At 70.9% G+C, this 23,465-nt stretch carries 21 protein-coding genes; 16 read left to right on the top strand and 5 right to left on the bottom strand.

Annotated features, from left to right (window positions below; genetic code table 11):
• Window positions 1-187 precede the first annotated feature (187 nt).
• Window positions 188-448 carry a hypothetical protein gene (locus LXB15_RS17670; protein ID WP_233949689.1) on the bottom strand — a complete coding sequence of 87 codons (261 nt, stop codon included), beginning with the start codon at window positions 446-448 and terminating at the stop codon, window positions 188-190.
• Between LXB15_RS17670 and LXB15_RS17665 the strand changes: the two genes are divergently transcribed.
• The 6 genes from LXB15_RS17665 (at window position 447) to LXB15_RS17640 (ending at window position 7,755) form a co-directional block, all read left to right on the top strand.
• A complete protein-coding gene (locus LXB15_RS17665; RefSeq protein WP_233949688.1) occupies window positions 447-2,324 on the top strand; it encodes a methyl-accepting chemotaxis protein in 1,878 nt (625 codons plus the stop codon). The two genes, LXB15_RS17670 and LXB15_RS17665, sit on opposite strands and share 2 nt — an antisense overlap.
• A 201-nt stretch (window positions 2,325-2,525) precedes the next feature.
• Window positions 2,526-4,454 (top strand): methyl-accepting chemotaxis protein, encoded by a 1,929-nt coding sequence (locus LXB15_RS17660; protein ID WP_233949687.1) that lies wholly within the window; start codon window positions 2,526-2,528, stop codon window positions 4,452-4,454.
• A gap of 113 nt (window positions 4,455-4,567) precedes the next feature.
• Complete coding sequence (locus LXB15_RS17655) at window positions 4,568-5,347, top strand: 3-hydroxybutyrate dehydrogenase (RefSeq protein ID WP_233949686.1); 780 nt, start codon at window positions 4,568-4,570, stop codon at window positions 5,345-5,347.
• 42 nt (window positions 5,348-5,389) lie between these two features.
• Window positions 5,390-5,551: a DUF3096 domain-containing protein gene (locus LXB15_RS17650; protein WP_183207087.1), complete on the top strand. Its 162-nt coding sequence runs from the start codon at window positions 5,390-5,392 to the stop codon at window positions 5,549-5,551.
• Entirely contained in the window at window positions 5,544-6,836 is a 1,293-nt protein-coding gene (locus LXB15_RS17645; protein WP_233949685.1) for an NAD(P)/FAD-dependent oxidoreductase, read from the top strand. Before LXB15_RS17650 ends, LXB15_RS17645 begins: the two co-directional genes overlap by 8 nt.
• Before the next feature lie 70 nt (window positions 6,837-6,906).
• Window positions 6,907-7,755, top strand: a complete 849-nt coding sequence (locus LXB15_RS17640; protein ID WP_233949684.1) for an SDR family oxidoreductase — start codon at window positions 6,907-6,909, stop codon at window positions 7,753-7,755.
• On the opposite strand, the gene LXB15_RS17635 is transcribed toward LXB15_RS17640, so the two are convergent.
• Together LXB15_RS17635 and LXB15_RS17630 are read right to left on the bottom strand one after the other, a co-directional pair.
• Window positions 7,727-9,244: a cobyric acid synthase gene (locus LXB15_RS17635; protein ID WP_233953229.1), complete on the bottom strand. Its 1,518-nt coding sequence runs from the start codon at window positions 9,242-9,244 to the stop codon at window positions 7,727-7,729. The two genes, LXB15_RS17640 and LXB15_RS17635, sit on opposite strands and share 29 nt — an antisense overlap.
• Window positions 9,245-9,249: 5 nt before the next feature.
• Entirely contained in the window at window positions 9,250-9,993 is a 744-nt protein-coding gene (locus LXB15_RS17630; RefSeq protein WP_233949683.1) for a TSUP family transporter, read from the bottom strand.
• A gap of 433 nt (window positions 9,994-10,426) precedes the next feature.
• Between LXB15_RS17630 and LXB15_RS17625 the strand changes: the two genes are divergently transcribed.
• From LXB15_RS17625 to cobM, 7 genes are all read left to right on the top strand, one after another.
• Window positions 10,427-11,635, top strand: coding sequence for a sirohydrochlorin chelatase (locus LXB15_RS17625; protein WP_233949682.1), 1,209 nt, complete (start codon window positions 10,427-10,429; stop codon window positions 11,633-11,635).
• Between the two features lie 918 nt (window positions 11,636-12,553).
• Complete coding sequence (locus tag LXB15_RS17620) at window positions 12,554-13,234, top strand: precorrin-8X methylmutase (protein ID WP_233953228.1); 681 nt, start codon at window positions 12,554-12,556, stop codon at window positions 13,232-13,234.
• A 65-nt stretch (window positions 13,235-13,299) separates the two neighbouring features.
• The gene (gene cbiE, locus LXB15_RS17615; RefSeq protein WP_233953227.1) at window positions 13,300-14,517 is read left to right on the top strand and encodes a precorrin-6y C5,15-methyltransferase (decarboxylating) subunit CbiE; all 1,218 of its coding nucleotides are present in this window, start codon (window positions 13,300-13,302) and stop codon (window positions 14,515-14,517) included.
• Window positions 14,514-15,257 (top strand): precorrin-2 C(20)-methyltransferase, encoded by a 744-nt coding sequence (gene cobI, locus LXB15_RS17610; protein ID WP_233949681.1) that lies wholly within the window; start codon window positions 14,514-14,516, stop codon window positions 15,255-15,257. The genes cbiE and cobI overlap by 4 nt, the downstream gene beginning before the upstream one ends.
• Window positions 15,254-17,068: a precorrin-3B C(17)-methyltransferase gene (gene cobJ / locus LXB15_RS17605; protein WP_233949680.1), complete on the top strand. Its 1,815-nt coding sequence runs from the start codon at window positions 15,254-15,256 to the stop codon at window positions 17,066-17,068. The genes cobI and cobJ overlap by 4 nt, the downstream gene beginning before the upstream one ends.
• Before the next feature lie 43 nt (window positions 17,069-17,111).
• Window positions 17,112-17,474, top strand: coding sequence for a hypothetical protein (locus LXB15_RS17600; protein ID WP_233949679.1), 363 nt, complete (start codon window positions 17,112-17,114; stop codon window positions 17,472-17,474).
• On the top strand, window positions 17,471-18,247 hold the full coding sequence (cobM, locus tag LXB15_RS17595; RefSeq protein ID WP_233949678.1) for a precorrin-4 C(11)-methyltransferase: 777 nt from the start codon (window positions 17,471-17,473) through the stop codon (window positions 18,245-18,247). The genes LXB15_RS17600 and cobM overlap by 4 nt, the downstream gene beginning before the upstream one ends.
• A 6-nt stretch (window positions 18,248-18,253) precedes the next feature.
• On the opposite strand, the gene LXB15_RS17590 is transcribed toward cobM, so the two are convergent.
• Window positions 18,254-19,000, bottom strand: coding sequence for a cobalt-precorrin-6A reductase (locus LXB15_RS17590; protein WP_233949677.1), 747 nt, complete (start codon window positions 18,998-19,000; stop codon window positions 18,254-18,256).
• Entirely contained in the window at window positions 18,984-20,108 is a 1,125-nt protein-coding gene (locus LXB15_RS17585) for a cobalt-precorrin-5B (C(1))-methyltransferase (RefSeq protein WP_233949676.1), read from the bottom strand. The genes LXB15_RS17590 and LXB15_RS17585 overlap by 17 nt, the downstream gene beginning before the upstream one ends.
• Before the next feature lie 50 nt (window positions 20,109-20,158).
• On the opposite strand from LXB15_RS17585, the gene LXB15_RS17580 reads away from it, so the two are divergent.
• From LXB15_RS17580 to cbiB, 3 genes are read left to right on the top strand one after another with little or no spacing between them, the layout of a single operon-like run.
• The gene (locus LXB15_RS17580) at window positions 20,159-21,460 is read left to right on the top strand and encodes a cobyrinate a,c-diamide synthase (RefSeq protein WP_233949675.1); all 1,302 of its coding nucleotides are present in this window, start codon (window positions 20,159-20,161) and stop codon (window positions 21,458-21,460) included.
• On the top strand, window positions 21,460-22,491 hold the full coding sequence (cobD, locus tag LXB15_RS17575) for a threonine-phosphate decarboxylase CobD (protein ID WP_233949674.1): 1,032 nt from the start codon (window positions 21,460-21,462) through the stop codon (window positions 22,489-22,491). The genes LXB15_RS17580 and cobD overlap by 1 nt, the downstream gene beginning before the upstream one ends.
• Window positions 22,491-23,465 (top strand): adenosylcobinamide-phosphate synthase CbiB, encoded by a 975-nt coding sequence (gene cbiB, locus LXB15_RS17570; protein WP_370640243.1) that lies wholly within the window; start codon window positions 22,491-22,493, stop codon window positions 23,463-23,465. Before cobD ends, cbiB begins: the two co-directional genes overlap by 1 nt.

Here is a 23,465-nt window from a genome sequence, read left to right as displayed (position 1 = left end):
GCCCGGGAGGCCGCAACAGCACGCGGCGTGGACCGGGAGGACCGCGGCGGAGATGCGCCGCCGGTCACGTCGAGGACGAAAGCCGGCAAGCGATCGAGCCGGGCTGAGCGATCCGGTCTGTCATCCCGTCGATCGGCATACTGTTGACCTGACGAGCGGCCGGTCGAGCCTTCGACGCTGCCGGTTTTCAGCCCCGCCGACGGCGATCGCCGTAGCGCAGGCGGCTTTGCCACGCCTGGTCGGTAACGGCCCGGCACCGTTCCATCGGGCCAGCAAGCAAATCTTCACGCAATCGCGCAAAGTTGATCGTCGCGAGACGATGCGATTCATGTGTCGCGAGACGTTGCGCATCGTCGATCTTTGCTTCCGTCGCCCCGCGCGCGCCGATCTCGAAAGCGAGAATTCCCGTGGTCTTCAAGTCCTCTTTGTCCGTCAAGGTCTCCGCCATGGTGGTGGCTTCCCTCGGAATCCTCACCCTGCTGTTCGCGATCGCCGGCTCCGTCATCCTGTCGAGCGACGGGGCGGAACGCGCGGCCGAGCGGCAGGAGGTGAACATGCGGGTCGCGTGGGATGCGCTGGGCCGGTACGGCAGCGATTTCCGCCGTGAGGGCGACGATCTCTATGTCGGTTCCCAGAGGCTGAACGGCCTGGCCCAGCCGGTCGACCGGGTCAAGGAACTGGTCGGCGGCACGGCGACGGTCTTCATGGGCGATACGCGGATAACGACCAACGTGATGAAGCCCGACGGCAGCCGCGCCGTCGGCACGACGCTGGCGCCCGGCCCGGTCTATGACGCGGTGCTGCGCGACGGCGTGCCCTTCCGGGGCGAGGCCGACATTCTCGGGACGGCATTCTTCACCGCTTATGATCCCATCAAGAATGCGGCCGGCGAGACGATCGGCGTCCTTTATGTCGGCGTGCCGAAGAGCGAGTTCCTGTCCTCCATCGAGGGCCTGCAGTATCGCCTCGGCCTGATTTCCCTGCTGGCGGCGCTTGCCATCGGGCTGGGAACTCTCTGGCTCTCGCGCCGCATGTTCCTGCCGCTTTCCGCATTATGCAGGACGATCGGCGATGTGGCGGAAGGCAAGACCGACGGGGAGGTCGTCGGGCTCAAGCGCCAGGACGAGATCGGCCAGATGGCGCGGTCCGTGGAGGCTCTTCGGCATGCGGTGATCGAACAGCAGGACCTGCGGCAGCAGGCCGCCGCGGCCCGCGCCGCCAAGGAGCTCGAACTGATCGAGCAGGAGAAGCTCGGCGAAGGCTACGTCAAGGCGCACGAGTTCTTCATGGCCGAGGTCACCGAGGGCTTCCAGCGGCTCGCCGACGGCGACCTGACGGCGCGGCTCGATAAGGCTTTCACACCCGACTACGAGGGCGTGCGGACCTTGTTCAACGACAGCGTCTCCAAGCTCGAAATGGCCTTCGCCAGCGTCGTCGAGACGATCGGCTCGATCCGCACGGGTCTTTCCGAGATCAACACGGCGTCGAACGACCTGGCGCAGCGCACCGAGCAGCAGGCGGCCTCTCTGGAAGAGACGGTGGCGGCGCTGGGCGAGGTGACGCAGGCGGTGAACGAGACGGCGGACGGCGCCGGCAAGGCGCAGCTGGTCGCCGGCGGCGCCCGCCAGAAGGCGGAGAAGGGCGGCGAGGTGGTGTCGCGGGCGGTCGAGGCGATGAGCCAGATCGAGCGCTCCTCGGCGCAGATCAACCGGATCATCGGGGTGATCGACGAGATCGCCTTCCAGACCAACCTCCTGGCGCTGAACGCCGGGGTCGAGGCGGCGCGGGCGGGCGATGCCGGCCGTGGCTTCGCGGTGGTGGCGCAGGAAGTGCGGGGCTTGGCCCAGCGTTCGGCGGAAGCGGCCAAGGAGATCAAGACGCTGATCGCCACCTCGCGCGAGCAGGTGGAGGCCGGGGTCGAGCTGGTGACGGCGTCGGGCCGGTCGCTGGAGGAGATCGTCACCGAGGTGAGCTCGATGGCGGAGGTGATCTCGGCGATCGCGGCGAGCGCGCGGGAACAGGCGACGAGCCTTCGCGAGGTGTCGGGCGCGGCGGACCAGATGGACAAGGTGACCCAGCAGAACGCGGCGATGGTGGAAGAGGCGACGGCGGCAAGCCAGACGCTGACCAACGAGACCGAGGAACTGGCCGCGGCGATGGCGAAGTTCCGGACCTCGGCGAGCCCGGCCGGCCGCCTTGCGCCGGCGAACGCCTCGCGGGGCCAGCGCATCGCCAGCCGCACCGTGACGCAGATGAAGACCACCGGCCGCGGCGGCGCCGCCCTCGCCGCCCACGCCGAGACCGACAGCTGGGAGGAATTCTGACCGGACACGGCGCCGGGAAGCCCCGCCCCCTTCCTCAGGATTGTCGATCATCTGCAACCGGCCGAGGCCCTTCGGCCGGTTGCTGCCGTCGCCAAAGTTCTGACGACGACGCCAACTGACCACGCGTAAACCGATTATTCTCGATTTCCCGCCAGAAGATCAGCCGCATCTCAAATGGCCTATGGCCGCAGCGGGTACGTCATGAATTTCTCCATCAGTCGAAAACTCTCCACCCTCATCGCGGTTGCCGCCCTGGCCAGTATCGCCGCGATGACCCTCCAGCTTTACTCGCTGCATCAGACAATCTGGAAGGATCGGCAGGATCTGATCATCTCGCAGGTCGAGAGTGCCATCTCGATGCTCGGCGGCTTCCAGGCGAAGGTCGAAGCGGGGGAGATGACGCTGCAGCAAGCGCAGGATCGCGCCCGCGAGGCGGCATTGCCGATCCGCTTCGGCGAGAACGACTATCTCTTCATGATGCGCTCGGACGGGATCCGCGTGATGCATCCCGATCCCAAACTTCAGGGCACCGATGCCTTCACGTCGAAGGACGTGAAGGGCGTCTATTACAATCGCGAAATGGTCCAGAACGCCCAGAACGGCGGCGGCTTCACCACCTATTACCGGGCGCGCCTGCAAGGGTCGGACGATATCTCCCCGAAGCTTTCCTACGCGAAGCTGTTCGCTCCCTGGGACTGGACGGTGGCCGCCGGTCTCTATGTCGACGACCTGAACGCCCAGTTCATGGGTGAGGTCTACAAGGCGCTTCTCTGGTCCGGCCTGCTGTTCGCCATGCTGATCGCCTGCGCCATCCCCCTGGCGCGGTCGATCTCGCAGCCGATCAACAAGATGACGGACGCCATGCAGCGCCTCGCGTCCGGCGACAAGTCCGTCGAGATTCCGGCGGTCGGCCGCCGCGACGAGATCGGCGAGATGGCCGGTGCGGTCGAGGCCTTCAAGCAGGCCGCCATCGAGCGCGACGAACTCGCCCAGGCGGCCGAACGCGCGCGCATCGACCAGGAAGAGGCCAAGCGCCGGCAGGCGGCGCTGGAAGACGCCAAGGCCGAGGATCTGCGGGCCTTCGTCGGGGTCATCGAGGTCGGCTTCGAGCGCCTGTCGGATGGCGACCTGACGGTGCGGATGACCGAGGCGGTGGCACCGGAATTCGAGCCGATCCGCGCCAAGTTCAACGACAGCGTCGCGCAGCTGGAGACGGCGATCGGCGGGGTGGTGACCTCGATCGGCTCGATCCGGACGGGTCTTTCCGAGATCAACACGGCGTCGAACGACCTGGCGCAGCGCACCGAGCAGCAGGCGGCCTCTCTGGAAGAGACGGTGGCGGCGCTGGGCGAGGTGACGCAGGCGGTGAACGAGACGGCGGACGGCGCCGGCAAGGCGCAGCTGGTCGCCGGCGGCGCGCGGCAGAAGGCGGAGAAGGGCGGCGAGGTGGTGTCGCGGGCGGTCGAGGCGATGAGCCAGATCGAGCGGTCCTCGGCGCAGATCAACCGGATCATCGGGGTGATCGACGAGATCGCCTTCCAGACCAACCTCCTGGCGCTGAACGCCGGGGTCGAGGCGGCGCGGGCGGGCGATGCCGGCCGTGGCTTCGCGGTGGTGGCGCAGGAGGTGCGCGGCCTGGCCCAGCGTTCGGCGGAAGCGGCCAAGGAGATCAAGACGCTGATCGCCACGTCGCGCGAGCAGGTGGAGGCCGGGGTCGAGCTGGTGACGGCGTCGGGCCGGTCGCTGGAGGAGATCGTGACGGAAGTCAGCTCGATGGCCGAGCTGATCTCTTCGATCGCGTCCTCGGCCCGCGAACAGGCGACGAGCCTTCGCGAGGTGTCGGGCGCGGCGGACCAGATGGACAAGGTGACCCAGCAGAACGCGGCGATGGTGGAAGAGGCGACGGCGGCGAGCCAGACGCTGACCAACGAGACCGAGGAACTGGCCGCGGCGATGGCGAAGTTCCGGACATCGGCGAGCCCGGCCGGCTCTGCCGGCCGCCTTGCGCCGGCGAACGCCTCGCGGGTCCAGCGCATCGCCAGCCGCACCGTGACGCAGATGAAGACCTCCGGCCGCGGCGGCGCCGCCCCCGCCGCCCACGCCGACAGCGACAGCTGGGAGGAGTTCTGACCGCACCTGCTTCGGTTGGACGGTCGCGAATGATGTGAGAGGCGGCGCGCGGGGGTTGCTGGACCCCGCGCGCCGCCCATTTGATGCCGCGGGCAGATCGCGGAGACCTCTTCATGCAGCTTGATGGCAATGTCGCCGTCGTCACCGGCGCCGGCTCCGGCATCGGCCGGGCCATCGCCGAGGCGTTTGCGCGCGAGGGCGCCAGGGTCGCGGTCTGCGACATCGACCGCGACGGCGCGGATGCCACTGTCGGCGCCATCGAGGCGGAAGGCGGCGAGGCCATCGCGATCACGATGGACGTCACCGACGAAGCCGCCGTCGATGCCGGCGTCGACCGCGCGGCGGCGCATTTCGGGCGCATCGACACGATGGTCGCCAATGCCGGCATCCAGATCGTCCACCCGATCGAGGAATTCTCCTATGCCGAATTCCGCAAGCTGGTGACGATCCATCTCGACGGGTCGTTCCTGCTCACCCGGGCCTGCGTCCGGCACATGTATCCGCAGCGCTCCGGCTCGCTGATCTACATGGGCTCGGTGCACAGCCACGAGGCCTCGGCGCTGAAATCGGCCTATGTCGCGGCCAAGCACGGGATTCTCGGCCTGGCGCGGGTGATGGCGAAGGAGGGCGGCCGCCACGGCGTGCGCTCCAACATCATCTGCCCGGGCTTCGTGAAGACGCCGCTGGTCGAGCGGCAGATCCCCGAACAGGCCGCCAGCCTCGGCATCCCGGAAGCCGAGGTGGTCAACCGGGTGATGCTCGGCAACACGGTCGACCAGGAATTCACCACCATGGCGGACGTGGCGGCGGTGGCCGTGTTCCTCGCCGGCTTCCCGTCCAACGCCCTCACCGGCCAGTCGATCGTGCCGAGCCACGGCTGGCACATGGTCTGACGGCGGGCCCGTCCTAACTTCATCCCCAGGAGGACCGAATCCATGGAAATCATCACCCTGCAGCCGATCGTCGCGCTGATCGCCGGAATCCTGATCCTGGTGATCCCGCGGCTGCTCAACTACATCGTCGCCTTCTACCTGATCTTCATCGGGCTGGTCGGCCTGTTCCCCGGCATCTTCGACGGCCTTGGCTCCATTGGCTGACGTCGCGGGCAAGCAGCGCGTCGTCATCCTAGGCGGCGGTGCAGGCGGCCTTGAACTGGCGGTGGGCCTGGCGCGCCGGCACGATCTCGACGTCACCCTCGTCGACCGCGTCAGCACGCATCTGTGGAAGCCGCGGCTGCACGAATTCGCCGCCGGCACGGTGAATTCCAGCCTCGCCGAGATGAGCTTCTACACGCTGGCGGGGATGCACGGCTTCCGCTTCGAGCAGGGGGACGTCGAGACGATCGACCGCGGCGCGCGAAGCGTGCGGCTGGCGGAGATGCGCGACCCGAGCGGCCATTTCGTCACCACCGCCCGGTCGCTGGCCTTCGACGCCTGCGTCGTCGCGCTCGGCGGGATGACCGCGACCTTCAACACCGAAGGCGTCGCCGAGCACGCGATCCGGCTCGACGAGAAGAGCGACGCGGAGGAATTCCGCGACCTGTTCATCGCCATGATGATCCACGCCCGCGAGAGCCGCGAGCCGGCGCATGTGGTGATCGTCGGCTCCGGCGCGACGGGCACCGAGCTCGCCGCGCATCTGCGCCTGTCCGAGCGGGCCTTCGCGCACGAGCCCGGCAGCGACGAGATGCGCCCGCTGCTGAAGCTGACCATCCTCGAGGCGGCGCCGCAGCTGATGCCAGGGGCCGACGAGGGCCTGCGCAAGAGCGTCAGCGATCGCCTGGAGCAGCTGGGCATCGTCGTGCGCACGAATGCGGCGGTCGACCTTGTGGGCGAGACCGACATCCGCATCAGGACGGGCGAGGTGTTCCCGGCCGACGTAACGGTATGGGCCGCCGGCCTGACCGGCAACCCGCGCCTGAAGCATCTCGCCGACTTCGCGATCGACAACAAGGGCCGCATCGTCGTCGACGACCGGCTGCGTTCGACCATCGACAAGGGGATCTACGTCATCGGCGACGCCGCGAGCTTCACCCCGGCAGGGGCCGAGGCGCCGCTGCCGCCGACGGCGCAGTGCGCCAGCCAGCAGGCCGACTATCTCGTCTCCGCCTTGCCGGAGCTTCTGGCGGGCGGCACGGCGAAACCCTTCGTCTACAACGACCGCGGCCGCCTGCTGTCGCTCGGCGGCGCCGGCTCGGTCGGCCTTGTCGGGTTCATGCGCAAGAATGACTTCCTCGTCGAGGGCCGCTTCGCGACCGCCGCCTATCACGGCCTGCAGCGCCGCCACCAATGGTCGGTGCTGGGGCCGCTGCGGGGCTCCGTGGCGATCCTCGCCGACATGATCTCGCCGACCAGCGGCCCGGCGATGAAGCTGCACGGCTGACGCTTCCCTGATCCGGCGTGCGCGCCGGGGAGCGTTCCGGCCGCCTCTCCATGCCTGAAAGGACATCACCATGACGCATCCCGTCATCGCCGAAGGAAACATCGCCGTCGTCACCGGCGGCGGCTCGGGCATCGGCCTTGCCGCTGCGACCCGCTTCGCCGAGGCCGGCATGGTCGTGGCGATCGTCGACCGGCTCCCGGAAAGGCTGGCGGCGGCCAAGGCGACGATCGCCGAAACCGCGCCGGCCGCGACGGTCCTCACCTTCGACACCGACATTGGCGACCGTGACGCGGTCGAGGCGCTGGCGAACGACCTCTTCGGCCGCTACGGCGCCGTGCACCTGCTGCTCGACAATGCCGGCATCCAGCCCGGCAGCGACATCTTCGACACGCGCGGCACCTTCGACGCGGTGCTGCGGACCAATCTGGTCGGCGCCATCCGCGTCGCGCAGATCTTCGGCGAGCGCATGGTGGCGAGCGGCGCGCCGGGTCTCGTCGTCGTCACCGGCTCCAAGCAGGGCATCACCATGCCGCCGGGCGACCCCGCTTACAACGTCTCCAAGGCCGGGCTGAAGGCCTTCACCGAGGCGCTGCAGCACGACCTGCGCAATCGCGACGGCTGCCGGGTCGAGGCGCGGCTGCTGATCCCCGGCTTCGTCTATACCGCGCTGACCAAGGGCGACCGGACCGAGAAGCCGGCCGGCGCATGGACGCCGGAACAGACCGTCGACTTCATGCTGGAGCGGCTGGGCACGGAGGAGTTCTACATCCTCTGCCCGGACGGCGAGGTGACCCGCGCGATCGACCAGAAGCGCATCGCCTGGACCGCCGGCGACATCATCGAGAACCGCCCGCCGCTGTCGCGCTGGCACAAGGACTGGGCGGAGAAGTTCAAGGCCTGGGCGGCGAAGCCGGACTGATCCCGGACGTGCCCTCCCGCGCCACCGCGAGCAGGCGGTCGACGTCCACCACCCGCTCCAGCTGCGCCGCGATCTCGTCCAGCGCGGCTTCTACGCCGGCGCGATAACCCGCCGTCGACCCCGTGAGCCCGAACCGCGCGAGGAAGGCGCGGCGCCAGGAATCGGCGCCGAACAGGCCGTGGAGATAGGTGCCGGAGACCCGGCCGTCGGCGGAGATCGCGCCGTCGGGCTGGCCGTCGAGCAGGCAGACCGGCCGGGCGCAGTCCGGTCCGAAGGTGCGGCCGAGATGGATCTCGTAGCCCTCGAGCGGCGCGCCGTCGGGCGTCGTCGCCTTCGCCTCGCGGACGGTCTTCTGCGGCTCCATGACCGTCTCGACGTCGAGGAGGCCGAGCCCTTCCGCCTCGCGCACCGGGCCCTCGATGCCGTCGGGGTCGCGCACCGTGCGGCCGAGCATCTGGTAGCCGCCGCAGAGGCCGACGACATGGCCGCCGCGGGCGTGATGGGCGAGAAGGTCGCGGTCCCAGCCATTGGCGCGGAAGCCGGCGAGGTCGCCGATCGTCGATTTCGAGCCGGGGATCAGGACCAGCGCGGCGTCCGCGGGGAGCCGCTCGCCGGGCCGCACGAAGGCGACCTCGACGTCGGGCTCGGCCTTCAGCGGGTCGAGATCGTCGAAATTGGCGATGCGGCCGAGCAGCGGCACGGCGACCGTCAGCGCCTTTTGGGCGCCGGGTGCCGACAACCGCTCCAGCGCGACCGAATCCTCCGCCGGCAGCCGCGCGGCGGCCGCCAGATGCGGCACGACGCCGAAGCTTGGCCAGCCGGTGAAACGGGTGATCGCCGACAGCCCGTCGTCGAACAGCGAGACGTCGCCGCGGAACTTGTTGATCAGGAAGCCGGCGATCATCGCCCGGTCTTCTTCCGGCAGGATGGCATGCGTGCCGACCAGCGAGGCGATGACGCCGCCGCGGTCGATGTCGCCGACGAGGATCACCTTGACCCCGGCGGCCGTCGCGAAGCCCATATTGGCGATGTCGCCGGCCCGAAGGTTGATCTCGCCCGGCGAGCCGGCGCCCTCGACGATGACGAGATCGGCCTCCGCCGACAGACGGGCGTAGCTTTCCAGTACCGTCTGCAGGAGGCCGGCCTTCAGCCGCTGGTAGTCACGGCCCTTCGCCTCGCCGACGACCTTGCCGCGCACGACGACCTGGCTGCCGGTCTCCGACTGCGGCTTGAGCAGCACCGGGTTCATGTCGACGGTCGGCTTCGTGCCGCAGGCCAGAGCCTGCAGCCATTGCGCCCGGCCGATCTCGCCGAATCCGTCGGCGCCGGGGATCGCGGCGACGGCGGCATTGTTGGACATGTTCTGCGGCTTGAACGGCCGCACGGAAAGGCCGCGGCGCGCGAACAGCCGGCAGAGCCCGGCGACCAGCACCGTCTTGCCGACGTCCGAGCCGGTGCCCTGCAGCATGATGGCGGGGGTTCGCTTCATGCCGGTCATGAGAGCAGCAGTTTCGTCGCGAGCGCCAGGCACACCACCACCAGCAGCGGCCGGATCAACCTTGCGCCGAAGCGCATGGCGAAGCCCGAGCCGATCCGCGCGCCGACGAACTGCGCGACGCCCATGGCGAGCCCGAGCTTCCAGAGAATGGCGCCGGAAAAGGCGAAGATGACGAAGCCGCCGAGATTGGAGGCGAAGTTCAGGAGTTTCGTATGCGCCGTCGCCTTGAGGACGCCGTAGCCGGCGAGCGTCACGAAGGCGAGCATGAAGAACGAGCCGGCGCCCGGGCCGAACAGGCCGTCATAGGCGCCGATCAGCGGCACCAGGAAGCCGGCGAACAGCGCCGGCGAGATCCGCCGCTCGGCGTCCTCGTCCGACAGGCCCGGCTTGAAGGCGAAATAGACCGCGACGGCGATCAGCAGGAACGGCAGCAGGGTTTCGAGCACGTCGGTCGGCAGCACCATCGCCGCCAGGGCGCCCACCACCGCGCCGGCGAAGGCGATGAGCGCCGTCGGCATCAGCCTGCGCAGGTCGACATGGCCCTTGGCGGCGTAGCTGATCGAGGCCGAACCCGAGCCGAACAGTGCCTGCAGCTTGTTGGTACCGAGCGCCGTCAGCGGGTCGACGCCGGACAGCAGCAGCGTCGGGATCGTCACCAGCCCGCCGCCGCCGGCGATCGAATCGACGAAGCCGGCGACGAAGGCGGCGAGCACGAGGAGGGCGAAGATCTCGGGCAGCATGGCGGACTTTCGAGCGCGATCGGACGGCGTGGTCGGTGCGGGGCGCCCGACGAGAGGGCAGGGAGCGTTCCGTTTCCTCATGCCGAGCCTGATCCGCGATCGCCGGCCGGGCCGCCGAATGGCCCGTGGACGGCCCCGTCCGCCTCCGCCGGGCGCGGGAAACGAGGCCGGGAACGGGTCCCGGTCGAGGCTCGGGATGAAGAAGCGGAGAAGGGTGCCGCCGCGCCTTGGTATCGCGCGTCCCCTGCAAAGCCAACTTGATTTGACGCCCGGCCCGCGGTGCTGTTTAGGTCGACCCGCCTGACGGTGCCCGAAGGCGGGCTGAGAGAAATTCCGGTGAGGCCGACCCAAGCAGGGGGCCAGGACGGAGCTGTCGGATCGGTCCGCGTGGGATAGTCTCGCGCGTCTCCTCCGGCGTTGCGAGGAGTGCGTGATGAAAGCCCTGATGCTGTGCGGCCATGGCAGCCGCGACCAGGCCGCGATGGTCGAATTCGGCGGGCTTGCCGACAAGCTGCGCACCCGCCTGCCCGACTGGTCCGTCGAGCACGGCTATCTCGAGTTCGCCAAGCCGGTGATTCGCGACGGCCTCGACAAGCTGAAGGCGAGCGGCGCCTCGACGGTGCTGGCGCTGCCCGGCATGCTGTTTGCCGCCGGCCACGCCAAGAACGACATCCCCTCGGTGCTCAACACCTATGCCGCCGCCAACGGCCTGCGGATCGAATACGGCCGCGAGCTCGGCGTCGACCTGAAGATGATCCGCGCCGCCGGCGAGCGCATCAAGGAATGCCTGCGCGCCGACGGCTGGCGGGACGGCGAGAAGCTGCACGACACGATGCTGGTCGTGGTCGGCCGCGGCGCGTCGGATCCCGACGCCAATTCCAACGTCGCCAAGGTGATGCGGATGCTGTGGGAGGGCCTCGGCTTCGCCTGGGGCGAGACGGTCTATTCCGGCGTCACCTTCCCGCTGGTCGAGCCGGGGCTCGAGCACGCAAGCCGCCTCGGCTACAAGCGGATCGTCGTCTTTCCGTATTTCCTCTTCACCGGCGTGCTGGTGCGGCGGATCTACGACCAGACCGACGTGGTCGCTGCCGCCCATCCCGAGATCCGCTTCCTGAAGGCGCCCTATCTCGGCGCGCACGAGCTGGTGGTGGAGACCTTCGTCGACCGGCTCGGGGAGATCCTCGAGGGCACCAACAACATGAACTGCCAGATGTGCAAGTACCGCGAGCAGGTGCTGGGCTTCGAGGCGGAGGTCGGGCTCGCGCAGGAGAGCCACCACCATCACGTCGAGGGCGTCGGCTCCTCGGCCGACTGCACGCTCTGCGACACGGTCTGCACCGGCGCCTGCCGCAATGTCGCGCCGGCCGCGCCGCGCCACGAAACCGCCCATGCGCACGGGCATGACCACGGGCATGCGCATGATCACGACCATGCACATGCACACGACCACGCGCATGATCACGACCATGCACACACCCACGCGCCGGGCCACGTCCACCCGCATGCCGACGGCGAGGCGGGCGGGCACCCCCATCCCCACTCGCATTCGCACGGCGGACACGACCATTCCCACGATCACCACCACCACCCCTATCCGCATGCCGACCATCCGCTCGGGCCCCGCTCGATGCGTCGCCCGTGACGCGCTGTCCCGCCTGCGCGACATGAGCCCGGCATGAGCGCCCTCTTCGACCGCTACGTCATCGTCGACTGGTCGGCCGCCAACGCGCCGGCCAGGGGCAAGGATTCGGTCTGGATCGCGTTTGCCGAGCGCGAGGGCACCGAGACGCGGCTGGTCGAGACGATCAACCCGCCGACCCGGGCCGCCGCGATGGCGCGGCTCGAGGCCTATTTCCGCCAGGCGCTGGCGGACGAGAAGCGCGTCTTCGCCGGCTTCGACTTTCCCTTCGGCTATCCGGCCGGCGGCGCCGCGGCGATCGCCGGCAGCCCCGACTGGCGCGTCCTCTGGGGCTTCTTCGCCGATGCGCTGCAGGACCTGGAGACGAACACCAACAATCGCTTCGAGGTGGCCGGCCGGCTGAACCGCGAGCAGCTGGCCGCAATGCCGATGTACTGGGGCCGGCCGATGCACCAGGTGGTGCCGGGCCTGTCCGCGACCAAGCCCGATCCCTATCCGGCCGGCCTGCCGGAGAAGCGCGTGGCGGAGGCTCGCGCCGGCAAGGCGCAGCCGGTCTGGAAGCTCAACTTCACCGGCAGCGTCGGCAGCCAGGCGATCACCGGCATCGCCCGGCTGGAGCAACTGCGGCGCAACCCGGAGTTCGCCGACCACGTCGCCGTCTGGCCGTTCGAGACGCGCTTTGCCTCGGCGCTGAATGCGCCGATCGTGCTGGCGGAGATCTATCCCGGCCTGATCAAGATCGAGCAGGGCGACAAGTCCGCCATCGACGAGGCGCAGGTCGAGACGCTGGCGACGATCTTCAGCCGCTTCGACGCCGACGGGCGCTTCGGCGAATTGCTGTCCGCGCCCACCGACCTGCCGGAAGACCAGGCCGCGACGGTTGTGGCGGAAGAGGGCTGGATCGTCGGCCTCGGCCACCGCCTGGCGGAGGCGCTCGGCGAGGACGATCCGGAGGCCTATGTCGCGCCGGGCGCGCGGCTCAACTATCTGCGCGATCCCGCCGCGATCTATGCCGAGAGCTTCCGGCTGATCCGCGCCGAGACCGACCTGTCGCAACTGCCGGACGACGCGCAGGATTTGGCGATCCGGCTGGTGCATGCCTGCGGGATGCCGGAGATCGTCGCCGACCTGCTGCTCTCGCAGGACGCCATCGCGGCGGGCAAGGCGGCGCTGGCCGCCGGCGCGCCGATCCTCTGCGACAGCGAGATGGTCGCCCACGGCGTCATCCCCGGCCGGCTGCCGCAGCAGAACAAGATCGTCTGCCGGCTCTCCGACCCGCGTACAAGGCGCATCGCCGAGCGCGACGGGACGACCCGGTCGGCCGCCCAGGTCGACCTCTGGAGCGAGCTGATCGAAGGCGCCGTCGTCGCCATCGGCAATGCCCCGACCGCTCTGTTCCGGCTCCTGGAGCGGCTCGACGAGGGCGCGCCAAGGCCGGCGCTGATCATCGGCATGCCGGTCGGCTTCGTCGGTGCGGCCGAATCCAAGGCCGAGCTGGTGCGCGATTCGCGCGGCATCCCGTACATCACCATCGCCGGACGGCGCGGCGGCAGCGCCATGGCGGCGGCGGCGGTGAACGCGCTCGCCAAGGGGCTCGACTGACCATGGCCGACCCGATGCGGCCCTGGCTGGCGGACCATGACCACGGCGACAAGCCCGCCGAGGCCATGCCGGACAGGCCGTGGCTGACGGTGATCGGCATCGGCGACGCCGGGCTGGACAGCCTATCGGAAGAAGCCCGGCAACTGCTGGCCGACGCGACGACCGTGTTCGGCGGCGAGCGGCACCTCGCCATGCTCGGTGACACAGACGCGGAGACGATCCCCTGGGCATCGCCCTTCGAGGATTCGCTCGAGCGCCTGGCGAACTTCGCCGGGACCCCGACCGTCGTGCTGGCGACCGGGGACCCGATGTGGTTCGGCGTCGGCGCGACGCTAACGCGGCATTTCCCGCCCGAGGCGATGCGGGTGCTGCCGGCGCCAGCGGCCTTCCAGCTGGCCGCGGCACGGCTCGGCTGGCCGCTGCAGGATTGCGCCTGCCTCACCGTCCATGGAAGGCCGGTGGAGGCCGTCGCGCGGGCCCTGGCGCCGGGCGCCCAGCTCCTGATCTATTCGGCCGACGGCCAGTCGCCGCAGGCGCTGGCGCGGCTGCTGACCGGGCGCGGCTACGGTCCGAGCCGGATGATCGTGCTGGAGCATCTTGGCGGCGAGCGCGAGCGGGTTCGCGAGACGACGGCCATCGGCTTCGATTTCGACAACATCGCCGATCTCAACACCGTGGCGGTGGCCTGCGTCGCCGGCCGGGCGGCCGAGCCGCGGCCGCTGGTGGCCGGACTGCCCGACGACGCCTTCGTCCACGACGGCAAGATGACCAAGCGCGTCCTGCGGGCACTCGCCCTCGCGGCGCTTTCGCCGATGTCCGGCGAACTGCTCTGGGATGTCGGCGCCGGCTCGGGCTCGATCTCGGTCGAGTGGCTGCGCGGCGCCGTCCGGGCCCGCGCCATCGCCATCGAGCCGGTGGAGGCGCGCCGGGCGCTGATCGCCGAGAACGCGGCGACGCTGGGCGTGCCGGAGCTGGCCGTGGTCGGCGATGCCGCGCCCGCCGCCTTCGAGGGGCTCGACCAGCCGGACGCCGTGTTCATCGGCGGCGGCCTGACGGACGGCGTCTTCGACGCGGCGTGGGAGGCGCTGCGGCCGGGCGGGCGCATGGTCGCGCATGCCGTGACGCTGGAATCCGAGGCGCTGCTGATCGCGCTGCATGAGAGGCTGGGCGGGGAGCTGATGCGCGTTTCGGTGGAGAGGGCCGAGAAGGTCGGCCCCTATCGCGGCTTCAAGCCGTCGATGACCGTCGTCCACTGGCACGTGACCAAGGGCGGCAGCCGATGAGCGGCACGCTCTACGGGCTCGGCGTCGGGCCGGGCGATCCCGAGCTGCTGACGCTGAAGGCGCTGCGCATCCTCAAGGCGGCGCCCGTCGTCGCCTATCCGGCGCCCGATCACGGCACCAGCTTTGCCCGCGCGATCGTCGCCGCGCATCTGGGGCCGCACCAGGAAGAGATACCGATCGTCGTGCCGATGCGCGTCGAGCGGTTTCCGGCCTCGGCGGTCTACGACCAGGCGGCCGAGACGATCGCCGACCGGCTCGCCGCTGGCCGGGACGTCGCCGTGCTCTGCGAGGGCGACCCGTTTTTCTACGGCTCCTTCATGTATCTCTTCGAGCGGCTGGCTGACCGTTTCCCGGCGGAGATCGTCCCCGGCGTGACCTCGGTTTCCGCCGCCTCGGCGCGGCTGCAGCGCCCGCTGGCGGCGCGCAACGACGTCCTCACCGTGCTGCCGGCGCCGCTCGACGACGCGGCGCTCGAAGCGCGCATCGGCGCCTGCGAGGCCTTCGCGATCATCAAGCTCGGCCGGCATTTCGCCCGTGTCCGCGCTTTGCTCGAACGGCTCGGCCTTGCCGATCATTGCGCGCTTTGCGAGCGGGTGACGCTCGACGCCGAGCGCATCGTGCCACTGGCCGAGATCGATGGCGACGTGCCGTATTTCTCGATGATCCTCGGCTATCGCGGCGCCGAAGCGGCGATCCTGCGCGGGCTCGGGACCCAGTCAGCAGCGGAATCTGCAGAATGACCAAGCCGGCCATCGTCATCCTCTCCGATTCCGCGCGTCCCGTCGCCGAGCGCATCGCCGCCGCCACCGGCGGCACGATCCATGGCGCGAAGGCCCGCTGCCCGGACGTCGCCGTCGGCTTCGACAGCGCCGCCGCACATCTGCAGGCGCTCTACACGGAAGGCCGACCGATCGTCGCGCTGATGGCGACGGGAGCGCTGGTGCGCATGCTGGCGCCGCTTCTCGCCGACAAGCATCGCGAACCGCCGGTCGTCGCCGTCGCCGAGGACGGCTCGGCCGTGGTGCCGCTGCTCGGCGGCCATCACGGCGCCAACGATCTCGCCCGGGCGATCGCCGCGGCTTTGGACACGGCGGCGGCGATCACCACCGCCGGCGATCTGCGCTTCGGCGTCGCGCTGGACGCGCCGCCGCCGGGATGGCGGCTGGAAAACCCCGACTTCGCCAAGTCGGCGATGGCCGAGCTGGTCGCCGGCGGCACGGCGCGGCTGGCCGGCGCGGCACCGTGGCTGGAGGCCGCGCGGCTGAACTTCGCCGCCGACGGCGACGTGTTGCTGACGGTCACCAACGCCGCCCGCGCGCCCGACCCCGGGGAACTGCTCTACCGGCCGCAGACGCTGGTGCTCGGCATCGGCAGCGAGCGTGGCGCGCCGGCGGACGAGGCGATCGCGCTGGCCGAGGCGACGCTGGCCGAAGCCGGCGTCAGCAGCCTGGCGCTCGCCTGCGTAGTCTCCATCGACCTCAAGGCGGACGAGCCGGCCGTGCATGCCGTCGCCGCGCATTTCGGCGTCCCGGCGCGGTTCTTCGCGGCCGCCGCGCTGGAGGCCGAGGCGCCGCGCCTCGAAACTCCGTCGGAAATCGTCTTTGCCGAGACCGGCTGCCACGGCGTCGCCGAGGGCGCGGCCTTGGCTGCCGTCGGCCCGGCCGGCCGGCTGCGCCTTGCCAAGCGCAAGAGCCGCCGCGTCACCGCCGCGCTCGGCGAAGCGCCGCATCCGGTCGACGCCTCGACCATCGGCCGCTCGCGCGGCGCGCTGTTCGTCGTCGGGATCGGGCCGGGCGGCGCCGAATGGCGCTCGCCGGAGGTGAGCCGCATGGTGGCGGAGGCCACCGACCTCGTCGGCTACTCGCTCTATCTCGACCTGCTCGGCCCGCTGGCCGACGGCAAGGCGCGCCACGATTTCGCGCTCGGCGAGGAGGAGACCCGCGTCCGCCACGCCATGCTTCTCGCCGGCGAGGGCAAGTCGGTCGCCCTGATCTGCTCGGGCGACGCCGGCATCTATGCCATGGCGACGCTGGTCTTCGAGCTTCTCGAAAAGGGTGGGCTCGACGACGGCGCACGGCGCGCCGAGATCGTCGTCTCGCCCGGCATCTCCGCGCTGCAGGCGGCTGCCGCCCGCGCCGGCGCGCCGCTCGGCCACGATTTCTGCACCATCTCGCTGTCCGACCTGCTGACGCCCTGGGCCGACATCCAGACCCGCGTCCGCGCCGCGGCCGAGGCGGATTTCGTCATCGCCTTCTACAACCCGGTCTCGCGCAAGCGCCGGACGCAGCTGGCCTTCGCCCGCGACGAATTGCTGAAGCACCGCCCGGCCGAGACGCCGGTGATCCTTGCCACCAATCTCGGCCGTCCGGGCGAGCGCGTGCGGATCGTCTCGCTCGCCGAGCTCGACGTCGACGATGTCGACATGCTGACCGTGGTGATCGTCGGCTCGTCCGAAAGCCGCTGTTTCACGACGGGTGACGGCAAGGCCTGGGCCTATACGCCGCGCGGCTATGCGGGGAAGGCCGGGACGGGGATGGCGACGACGCGCTAATGTGCGTTCGGGAGCCTTGGAAGATGTGGAAAGGAGGCCAAGCATGAACGAAGTGACGCTCCACGTCACCGACAGTCAGACCTTCTTCTCCGAGGTGCGGACTTTGGCGGCCGCTCTCGATCGCGGCGAACGGACACCTGCGGTGCCCCAGATTGGCTTCGAGGGAGCCGAAACCCTGCTGCGTGTGCTGACGCCGAACCGCTGGCAGCTGCTGCGCCGGCTGCGCAGCGACGGGCCCGGCTCGATCCGGGCGCTGGCCGCAAGCCTCGGCCGTGACTATCGCGGCGTCCATGCCGACGTCACCGCGCTGCTCGATCTCGGCCTGATCGTGCGCGACGATGCCGGAAAGAGCAGCGTGCCCTGGTCGCGCATCACCGCCGAACTCAAGCTGGAACACGCCGCATGACCGTCCATTTCATCGGCGCCGGCCCCGGCGCGCCCGACCTGATCACCGTGCGGGGCTTGCGGTTGATCGAGGCCTGTCCGGTCTGCCTCTATGCCGGGTCGCTGGTGCCGGAAGAGGTGGTCAAGGCGGCGCCCGCAGGCGCGCGCGTGCTCGACACCGCGCCGATGAATCTCGACGAAATCATCGCCGAGATGGAAGCCGCGCATGCCGCCGGCCAGGACGTCGCGCGGGTGCATTCGGGCGATCCCTCGCTCTACGGCGCCGTCGCCGAGCAGATGCGCCGGCTGAGGGCCTTGGACATCCCCTTCGACGTGACGCCGGGCGTGCCGGCCTTCGCCGCGGCGGCGGCGGCGCTGCAGAAGGAACTGACGGTCCCGGAGATCTGCCAGACGGTGATCCTCACCCGCACCGCGATGAAATCCTCGCGCATGCCGGAGGGCGAGGAACTCTCGACGCTCGGAAAGAGTGGCGCGACGCTCGCGATCCACCTGTCGGTGCGCAACATCCCGCATATCCAGCGCGAGCTGCTGCCGCTGCCGGCCTACGGGCCGGACTGCCCGGCGATCGTTGCCTATCGCGTCGGCTGGCCGGACGAGGCCTTCATCCACGGCACGCTGGCGGACATCCATACCAAGGCCCGCGCGGCCAAGCTGACGCGCACCGCGCTGATCTTCGTCGGCCGCGCCTTGGGGGCGGAGGATTTCGTCGACTCCCACCTTTACGACGCGACGCAGGTGCATCTGCTGCGGCCGAAGCGCAAGGCGGCGGTCTGAGGCGGCTCAGGGCGCGATGGCGGCGATGATTTCGGCGACCGAGCGGACGACCGGCGGGGGCGGCTCCGGCGGACGGTCGATCATGATCACGGGCAGGCCGAGCTTCCGCGCCGCCGCGATCTTGGCGAAGGACGCGCTGCCGCCGGAATTGCGGCAGACGAGATGGGTGACGGCGAGCCGGGCCAGCAGCCCGGCCTCTTCCGCGACATCCGCCGAGGGCCGCGCCAGCACGATCTCTGCCGCAAACGGCAGCGGCGGCTCCGGTTCCTCGATCATCCGCACGACGGGCTTGAGATCCGGCCGCGCCGCGAACGGCGCCAGATGCTGGCGTCCCAGCGCGAGGAAGGGCCGCGCATTAGCCGGCAAAGCATCCCGGGCGCCGGCAAGGCAGGCGACGGATGTCCAGCGGTCGCCGGCATCGGCGATCCATGGCGGCCGCACCAGCGCGAGGCGGCGCGTGCCGGCATCGTGCGCGGCGCGGGCGGCATTGCGGCTGATCCGGGCGGCGAAGGGATGGGTGGCATCGAGCAGCCAGGTCACGCCCTCCCGGCTCAGATGCGCGGCGAGGCCGTCGCTGCCGCCGAAGCCGCCGACGCGGATTTCGCAACCGGCCGGCAGCACTGGCGTCGTGGTCCGCCCGGCCAGCGACAGGATGATCCGCGCCGCCGGCCGTGCCGCGCCGAGCGCCGCGACCAGGCGGTTGGCCTCGGCGGTGCCGCCCAGCACCAGGAAGGTCTCAGCCGGCCCGGGCAAGCACGCCTCCGTCGCGGTCGACGACCAGGATCTCCACAACCACCGGCGCGCCGCGCAGGATCTCCAGCGCCGCCCGGCGGGCCGCTTCCGCCACCGGCGCGGCAAGGTCGATGCCCTCGGTACGGGCCGAGTCGAGCACGGCCTTGGCGGTGTTGGCGGCGAGGATCGCGGGGCGCAGCGCATCGGCGCGCTCCGGCGCGGCCGTCGTGACGATGTCGGCGAGGAACGTGAGATCGACCTGGCTGCGGCCGGAATGGAGATCCATCGCCCCCTGCGCCAGCTTGGTCAGCTTGGCGAAGCCGCCGGCAATGGTGAGCCGCTCGACCGGATGGGCGCGCAGATACTTCAAAAGGCCCCCGGCGAAGTCGCCCATGTCCAGCCAGGCGATCTCGGGCAGCTCCGGATAGAGCGCGTGGGCCGCCGCTTCGCTGGTCGAACCGGTGGCGCCGACGACATGGGCGAGCCCTGCCGCCCGCGCCACGTCGACGCCGCGGTGGATCGAGTGGATCCAGGCGGCGCAGGAGAACGGATGAACGATGCCGGTCGTTCCGAGGATCGACAGGCCGCCGACGATGCCGAGGCGGGGGTTCCAGGTCTTTTCCGCCAGCGCCGCGCCGCCGGTGACGCCGATCTCAACCGTGACGTCGGCGGGTCTTCCATGCGCCGCGCAGAGTGCTTCGACGATTTCGCCGATCATCCGGCGGGGCACCGGGTTGATCGCCGGCTCGCCGGGCGGCAGCGGCAGACCGGCGAGCGTCACCGTGCCGACGCCCTCGCCGGCGCGGAAGACGATGCCCGTGCCGGGGGCGCCGAAGCGCACCGTCGCGACGATCTCGGCCAGATGCGTCACGTCCGGATCGTCGCCGGCATCCTTGATGATCGTCGCCATGGCGGTGTCGCCGCCGAGCGACTGCCGGTTCAGCGCGAAGGCCGGCGTCTCGCCCTTCGGCAGCGTGATGGTCACCGGATCGGGGAACGCGCCGGTGAAGAGGGCCGTCAGCGCCGCCTTGGTCGCGGCGGTGGCGCAGGCGCCCGTCGTCCAGCCGCGGCGAAGCGGCCGGTCCGCTGCCGCCTGATCGCTCTTGTCCTCGCCGCGCCTGACGTTCATGGCAGGCTTATAGGCCGCGCCCGGACGGCCGCAAAGCAGGGAGCCCGATCGTGACGGGGCTGATGATCGCCGCGCCGCAATCGGGCGCCGGCAAGACCACCGTGACGCTGGCGCTGCTGCGGGCGCTCGCCCGGCAGGGCGTCGACGTGCGCTCCGCCAAGGCGGGGCCCGACTATATCGATCCGGCCTTCCATGCGGCGGCGAGCGGCAGTGCTTGCGTCAATCTCGACCCCTGGGCGATGCGGCCGGAGCTGGTCGCCAGCCTTGCCGCGCCGGCGGGGGAGTCGGCCTTCGTCGTCGAAGCGATGATGGGCCTCTTCGACGGCGCGGCCGACGGCACCGGCTCGGCCGCCGACCTCGCCGCCCTCCTCGGCCTCAACGTCGTCCTCGTCGTCGACTGCGCGAAACAGTCGCATTCCGTCGCCGCGCTCGTTCGCGGCTTCGCGACGCATCGGCCGGGTGTCGCGCTCGCCGGGCTGATCCTCAACCGCGTCGGTTCGGCGCGGCACGCGGCCCTGCTGCGCGAGGCGCTGGCGCCGCTGGCGATCCCGGTCCTCGGCGTGCTGCCGCGCGCCGCGGAACTGGCGCTGCCGGAGCGGCATCTGGGGCTGGTGCAGGCCGGCGAGCACGCCGAGCTGGCGGCGTTCCTCGAGCGGGCGGCCGACTGGGTCACGGCAGGCTGCGACCTCGATGCGCTGGCGGCACTGGCGGCTCAGGCTCCGGCTCCGGCTACAAGCGGCGGCGGGGCGGCTGTCGCACCGCTCGCGCCGCTAGGCCAGCACATCGCCGTCGCCCGCGACGAGGCCTTTGCCTTCGCCTATCCGCATCTCCTCGACGGCTGGCGCCGAGCTGGCGCAACGCTCGACTTCTTCTCGCCACTTGCCGATGAAGCGCCGGCCAAGGACGTCAACGCAATCTACCTGCCGGGCGGCTATCCGGAACTCCACGGCGGGACGATCGCCGCGGCCGGCGCGTTTCGCCGGGGGATGCGAGAGGCCGCCGCGCGGGCAATCCCGATCTATGGCGAGTGCGGCGGCTACATGGTGCTCGGCGCCGGCCTGACGGATGGCGACGGGACGCGCCATCCGATGCTCGACCTCCTGCCGCTAGAAACCAGCTTCGCCACCCGCCGCCTGCATCTCGGCTACCGGCGGCTGCAGGAGACGGACGGGTTCGTCTGGCCCGGGCGGCTGCGGGGCCACGAGTTCCACTACGCGACGATCATCTCGGAGGGGCCGGGCGAGGCGCTGTTTACCGCCGAGGATGCGCGCGGCGCCGACCTTGGCCGGTTCGGACGGCGCAAGGGAGGCGTCTGCGGCTCCTTCCTGCACGTCATCGACCGGGAGGCGTGATGGCAGCGCTCGATCCGGCCCTGCGCCATGGCGGCGCGCTCGACGCGGCGATCGCCCGCTTCGGCGGGCAGCGCGCCGAATGGCTCGATTTGTCGACGGGCATCAACCCGGCGCCGCCGCCATTGCCGGATCTGTCGCCGGCGCTGTGGCAGCGCCTGCCGGAAGCCGAGCTGGGGGCCAGCGCCATCGCCGCGGCACGCTCCTGCTACGGCGCGCCGCTGCAAGCCGGCATCGTCGCCGCGCCGGGGACGCAGGCGCTGATCGCGGCGCTGCCGTCGCTGCTGCCGCACGGCCGGGTGGCAATCCTGGAGCCGACCTATTCCGGGCACCGGCTGGCCTTCGAGACCGCCGGCCATGCCGTCATCGGCATTGCTGCGCTCACCGAGGTGCCGGCGGAGGCCACGATCGCGGTCGTGGTCAACCCGAACAACCCGGACGGCAGCGTCCACGAGCCGGCCGAGCTGCTGGCACTGGCGGAGCGGCTGGCGGCGCGCGGCGGGCTGCTGGTCGTCGACGAGGCCTTCGCCGATGCCGATCCCGGGCGGTCGGTGGCTTTCGCGACGGGGCGGCCGGGCCTGCTGGTCCATCGCTCCTTCGGCAAGTTCTTCGGCCTCGCCGGCCTGCGCCTGGGCTTTGCGCTCACCACGCCGGGGCTCGCCGATGCGCTGCGCGGGCAGCTCGGCGCCTGGGCCGTGTCGGGGCCGGCGCTGGCGGTCGGCGCCGCCTGGCTGGGCGATGCGCGGCTCTGCGCCGACATCCGGGCGTCGATCGCCCGCCAGCACGGGCTGCTGGCCGCGACGCTGGCGGCAACCGGCCTGACGCCTGTCGGCGGCACGCAGCTGTTCCAGACGATCCGCCACCCGGACGCATCGGCGCTGTTTGCGGCGCTCTGCCGGCGGCACATCCTGGCGCGGCCCTTCGCCTATCGCCCCGACTGGCTGCGCATCGGCAATGTCGCGGACGAAGCGGAGGCAGGGCGGCTCGGCGCGGCGCTGGATGACGCGCTCGGCGAAATCGGGCCGCCGGCGTGATCGACCGGCTGGCCGTGGCCGCCCTTGGCCTCCTCCTCGACCGGCTGGTCGGCGATCCCGACTGGCTGTGGCGACGCCTGCCGCACCCGGTCGTGCTGATCGGCAATCTCATCGGGACGCTGGACCGACGGCTCAACCGGGAGGCGCTGGAGGACGCCGCGCGGCGCCGCCGCGGCGTCCTAGCGATCGCCCTGCTGGTCACCGGCGCGCTCGTCTCGGGCTTCCTGCTGGCCGCGATCTTCGCTGCGGCGGGTCCCGTGGGCCTGGTGCTCGAAGCCGTCGTGCTGGCGGTGTTCCTGGCGCAGAAGAGCCTGATCGACCACGTGCGCGCCGTGGCGGACGCGCTGGACGGCGAAGGGCTCGCGGCCGGGCGCCAAGCGGTGGCGATGATCGTCGGGCGCGATCCCGAACAGCTCGATGCGGCCGGGGTCAGCCGCGCGGCGATCGAGAGCCTCGCGGAGAACGCCTCGGACGGCATCGTCGCACCGCTGCTCTGGTACCTCGTCCTCGGCCTGCCGGGGTTGCTTGCGTACAAGGTCGTCAACACCGCCGACTCGATGATCGGCCACATGAGCGAGCGCCACCGCGCCTTCGGCTGGGCGGCGGCGAAGCTGGACGATGTCGTCAATTGGCCGGCGGCGCGCCTGACGGCGCTGCTGTTCGCGCTGGCGGCCGGGCTCCGCGGCAGGGTCAAGATCGGCGCCGTCTGGGCCGTGACCCGCCGCGATGCGCCGTCGCACCGCTCGCCCAATGCCGGCTGGCCGGAGGCGGCGATGGCGGCGGGGCTCGGCCTCTCGCTGGGCGGCCCGCGGCGCTACGGCGAACTGATGGTCGAGGCGCCGATGCTCAACCCGGAGGGACGGCGGGAGGCAGAGAGCGCCGACATCCGGGCGGGGCTGGCGCTGTTCTCGACCCTCGCTAATCTGTTGCTGGCGGCGACGCTGCTCGGCCTGCTGGCGCTGTCTTTCGGCTGA

This window comes from Aurantimonas sp. HBX-1 (assembly GCF_021391535.1).
Taxonomy (GTDB): Bacteria; Pseudomonadota; Alphaproteobacteria; order Rhizobiales; family Rhizobiaceae; genus Aurantimonas.
This window is presented reverse-complemented; position numbering and strand designations above follow the sequence as displayed.

Bases quoted from the DNA above. Each gene is read 5' to 3' on its own strand.
- LXB15_RS17665 (WP_233949688.1), top strand. From the start codon at position 447: ATGGTGGTGGCTTCCCTCGGAATCCTCACCCTGCTGTTCGCGATCGCC.
- LXB15_RS17670 (WP_233949689.1), bottom strand. From the start codon at position 448: ATGGCGGAGACCTTGACGGACAAAGAGGACTTGAAGACCACGGGAATT.
- LXB15_RS17660 (WP_233949687.1), top strand. From the start codon at position 2,526: ATGAATTTCTCCATCAGTCGAAAACTCTCCACCCTCATCGCGGTTGCC.
- LXB15_RS17655 (WP_233949686.1), top strand. From the start codon at position 4,568: ATGCAGCTTGATGGCAATGTCGCCGTCGTCACCGGCGCCGGCTCCGGC.
- LXB15_RS17650 (WP_183207087.1), top strand. From the start codon at position 5,390: ATGGAAATCATCACCCTGCAGCCGATCGTCGCGCTGATCGCCGGAATC.
- LXB15_RS17640 (WP_233949684.1), top strand. From the start codon at position 6,907: ATGACGCATCCCGTCATCGCCGAAGGAAACATCGCCGTCGTCACCGGC.
- LXB15_RS17635 (WP_233953229.1), bottom strand. From the start codon at position 9,244: ATGAAGCGAACCCCCGCCATCATGCTGCAGGGCACCGGCTCGGACGTC.
- LXB15_RS17630 (WP_233949683.1), bottom strand. From the start codon at position 9,993: ATGCTGCCCGAGATCTTCGCCCTCCTCGTGCTCGCCGCCTTCGTCGCC.
- LXB15_RS17625 (WP_233949682.1), top strand. From the start codon at position 10,427: ATGAAAGCCCTGATGCTGTGCGGCCATGGCAGCCGCGACCAGGCCGCG.
- cbiE (WP_233953227.1), top strand. From the start codon at position 13,300: ATGCCGGACAGGCCGTGGCTGACGGTGATCGGCATCGGCGACGCCGGG.
- cobI (WP_233949681.1), top strand. From the start codon at position 14,514: ATGAGCGGCACGCTCTACGGGCTCGGCGTCGGGCCGGGCGATCCCGAG.
- cobJ (WP_233949680.1), top strand. From the start codon at position 15,254: ATGACCAAGCCGGCCATCGTCATCCTCTCCGATTCCGCGCGTCCCGTC.
- LXB15_RS17600 (WP_233949679.1), top strand. From the start codon at position 17,112: ATGAACGAAGTGACGCTCCACGTCACCGACAGTCAGACCTTCTTCTCC.
- cobM (WP_233949678.1), top strand. From the start codon at position 17,471: ATGACCGTCCATTTCATCGGCGCCGGCCCCGGCGCGCCCGACCTGATC.
- LXB15_RS17585 (WP_233949676.1), bottom strand. From the start codon at position 20,108: ATGAACGTCAGGCGCGGCGAGGACAAGAGCGATCAGGCGGCAGCGGAC.
- cobD (WP_233949674.1), top strand. From the start codon at position 21,460: ATGGCAGCGCTCGATCCGGCCCTGCGCCATGGCGGCGCGCTCGACGCG.